The organism is Streptomyces montanisoli (assembly GCF_017813245.1).
Classification (GTDB): Bacteria; Actinomycetota; Actinomycetes; order Streptomycetales; family Streptomycetaceae; genus Streptomyces; species Streptomyces montanisoli.
In genome coordinates this window covers 1-2978 of record NZ_JAGIQL010000318.1, presented here as the reverse complement: position 1 = coordinate 2978, position 2978 = coordinate 1, and the positions used below count along the sequence as shown (strand labels likewise).

The 2978-nt window shown below is 77.3% G+C and carries 2 protein-coding genes and 2 pseudogenes; 3 read left to right on the top strand and 1 reads right to left on the bottom strand.

Features of this window, described 5'->3' with window-relative positions:
• Positions 1 to 1053: serine/threonine-protein kinase (locus JFN87_RS32770; RefSeq protein WP_372449334.1), on the bottom strand; the 1053-nt coding region annotated here is incomplete at its 3' end.
• Positions 1054 to 1671: 618 nt separating this feature from the next.
• Here JFN87_RS32770 and JFN87_RS32765 point away from each other — a divergent pair.
• The 3 genes and pseudogenes from JFN87_RS32765 to JFN87_RS32760 form a co-directional block, all read left to right on the top strand.
• Positions 1672 to 1875, top strand: coding sequence for a hypothetical protein (locus JFN87_RS32765; RefSeq protein ID WP_030907340.1), 204 nt, complete (start codon positions 1672 to 1674; stop codon positions 1873 to 1875).
• A gap of 511 nt (positions 1876 to 2386) precedes the next feature.
• Positions 2387 to 2869, top strand: a pseudogene (locus JFN87_RS33995) (aminoglycoside phosphotransferase family protein); the annotation flags it as partial.
• A pseudogene (locus tag JFN87_RS32760) lies at positions 2850 to 2978 on the top strand (NADH-quinone oxidoreductase subunit B); the annotation flags it as partial. The pseudogenes JFN87_RS33995 and JFN87_RS32760, both read left to right, overlap by 20 nt.

The following is a 2978-nucleotide window of genomic DNA, read 5'->3' as shown; positions in this document are numbered from 1 at the left end:
CGCACGCTGCTGCGGCGGGTGTTCGGACCGGCCGGCCCGCTCGGCCCGCTCGGCCCGCTCGGTCCGCCCCGTCCGCTCGGAGGCGGGGGCGGCACGCTGCACGGAGCGGTCCGCGTACAGCTCGGTGGCGCGGTCGGCCGCCCGGCCGCGCTCCGGCATCCGCCCCGTCGGCACGTCCTGCGGAGCCCGTTCGCGCTGGGCGGGCGGCCGCGCCTCCGTCAGCCCCTGCGCCTCACGGGCGGCGATCTCCTTGAGCCTCATGGACAGTTGCAGCGTGCTCGGCCGGTCGCCCGGGTCCTTCGCCAGGCATGCGCGCAGCAGCGGCGCCAGCGTGTCGGGCACACCGCGCAACTGCGGCTGCTCGTGCACCACCCGGTAGAGCATGACCTCCGAACTCCCGTGCCCGAACGGCGAGTCGGCGGTGGCCGCGTAGGCCAGCGTCGCGCCGAGCGAGAACACGTCCGTCGCGGGCGTCACGGCGGCCCCACGCACCTGCTCGGGCGCGAGGAACCCCGGCGAGCCCACGGCCGTGCCCACGTGCGTCAGCGTGCTCGCGCCCGTCGCCCAGGCGATGCCGAAGTCGATGATGCGCGGCCCCTTGGGCGACAGCAGGATGTTCGACGGCTTCAGGTCGCGGTGGACGACACCGGCCTCGTGCACGGCGACCAGCCCCTCCGAAAGGGCGGCGCCCACGGCCGCCACGTCGGACGCCGGAAGCGGGCCTTCCTCGGCGACCTTGTCGTGCAGCGAGGGCCCCGGCACGTACTGCGTGGCGAACCACGGCCGCTCCGCTTCCAGGTCCGCCGCCACGAGCCGGGCGGTGCACCCGCCGCGGATGCGCCGGGCCGCCGACACCTCGCGCGCGAAGCGCGACCTGAACTCCTGGTCCTCCGCGAGGTCGGGTCTGATGACCTTCAGCGCGACCCGCTGGCCGCGCCGGTCCGACCCCAGGTAGACGACGCCCATCCCGCCCGCGCCGAGCCTGCGGTGCAGCCGGAAGGAGCCGACGGCTCGCGGGTCCTCGCGCCGGAGCCGCATCATCGCCATGTCCATCCCCGCTGCCCGGTCGACCGTCTGACGTCGCACAGCTTACGTATTCGCGCCCCGGCGCGCTCACAGGCCGCGCCTGGACGCCCGGATCGATTGTCAGTGCGGCGTGCGAGGCTTGAGGAGCGGTCAGCGCCGTCCCGGCACGCGCCCCTTCGGCCGCCCAAGATCCCAACACGCCTGCGCATCGGCGCAATTGCTTCGGCGTGATGGGCCGTGACCCATCGGTGGCGGGCGGGACCGGGACGGCACGCGCGCGGCGGCGTGCCACGTGCCGGGTGCCCGGCGCCGAGGTACGCCGAGGGGCCGCAGAGGTGAGCGAACTCACGCGCGCAGGCCGGCCGACGCGGGCGGCCGGCGCCTGGTCGCGCGGGTGACCCCCGGGCGATTCCTGGGCGACCCCCGGGCGCGGCACGCCGACCCGGAGTCCGCACCGGGGCCGTACTCCACCCAGGGGAGTACGGCCCCGCGCGGCGGGTCATCCCCTGGGTGGCCCCGCAAGCCGTACGCGGGCATGACGACCGGATGCGTCCGCCTCCATAGGCTTGAGGTCAAGCGGCGGGTGCAGCACTCGTCCCCCGAGGTCAGACACCCGCCGCTGCTGGACTCGACGGGAGAGGACCCATGGCGGACACCGCGGTACGGAGCACGTTCCGGGCGCAGCGAAAGGCGTTCGCGGCGCTCGGCGTGCGCCCCTCCGGCACGCGCCACCCGCTGGTGGCGGTGGCCATGGTCCTTCCCCTCGCGGCCCTGCTCGTCGTCTTCTTCGGAGGCTGGAGCGCAGTGGTCGAACAGGCGTCGTCCGTGGGCGTGATGCTGGGGCGCTGACAGCGCCCCGGGCCCGGGAGAGCGGTCCGGGCCGGGGACATCCGGCCAACAGCCCCGTGGGGACGGGGGTGCGGCGGACGGCAGCGAGCGGCCGGTCAGCTGGGGAGCTGACCGGCCGTCGCGTTGCCCGGACCCGGCAGTGGCGTGGCGGAAGCCCCACGCCCCCGGCGCGGCGACCGCCCCCGCGGCGGCCACTGCCTCCGCCCCGGCCACTGCCTCCGCCCCGGCCACTGCCTCCGCCCCGGCCACTGCCCGGCTCCGCTGCTGCCGCCTCCCGGGCGGCCACCTGCCCGCCCGCCCGGACGGGGCCTCCGCCACGAAGCGGTCACCGCCATGGCCCCAGCGGCCACCCCGACCGAACCCGCTGCGGCACCGGCGGGAGCGCGCCCCCTGAGCCGGCGCGGTCGACCGGCGGGGCGCGTCGGCGCGAACGCCGAACGCGGGACCGCCGTACGGCCCGGCGGCCCGGGGCCACCGCGGGGGCCGCGTAGCATCCCGCCGGGAGGATTTGATGACCGCAGACGCCCTCGTGCCCGCGCTCACGCGGCTGGCCCGCGCCGCAGCCCACAGCACCGGCGCCTGCCGTGCCTGCGGCGAGGAGAGCGTCCTGGCCGACCGCCCCGACGCCGCCGTCGTGCGCCACGGCGCCGCCGTGGCGAAGGCGCACGCCGACGGCACCGACCCCGCGGCGCACCGGGCCAGGCTCGCGCTCGCCGCGCACCCGCGCCTCGCCGGGATCCTCCTGCCGCCCCTGCTGTCCAGCGCGGGGGACGTGCACGGCCGCCTCGTGACCGCCTGGCCCTACGGTGCCCCCGTCGACCCGCACGACCCGGGCGCCGCGCCCTGGGAGCACGTGGCGGACCTGCTCGCCCGGCTGCACTCCGTACCCGCGGGCGACCTCGGGGGCGCGCCCGGCGCGCTGCCGCGCATGCGCGCCCCGGTCAAGGTCGCCCTCGCCGTCCAGCGGATGCGGGCCGCGGCCCCCACCGCGCCCCGAGATGCTGATGGACGCGATCCTCAAGCTCCACCACAAGATCCAGACCTCGAAGCTCGGGGTCGACGCGATCGAGGCGGCCCGCGAGGCGGAGGAGGCGGCGCTGAAC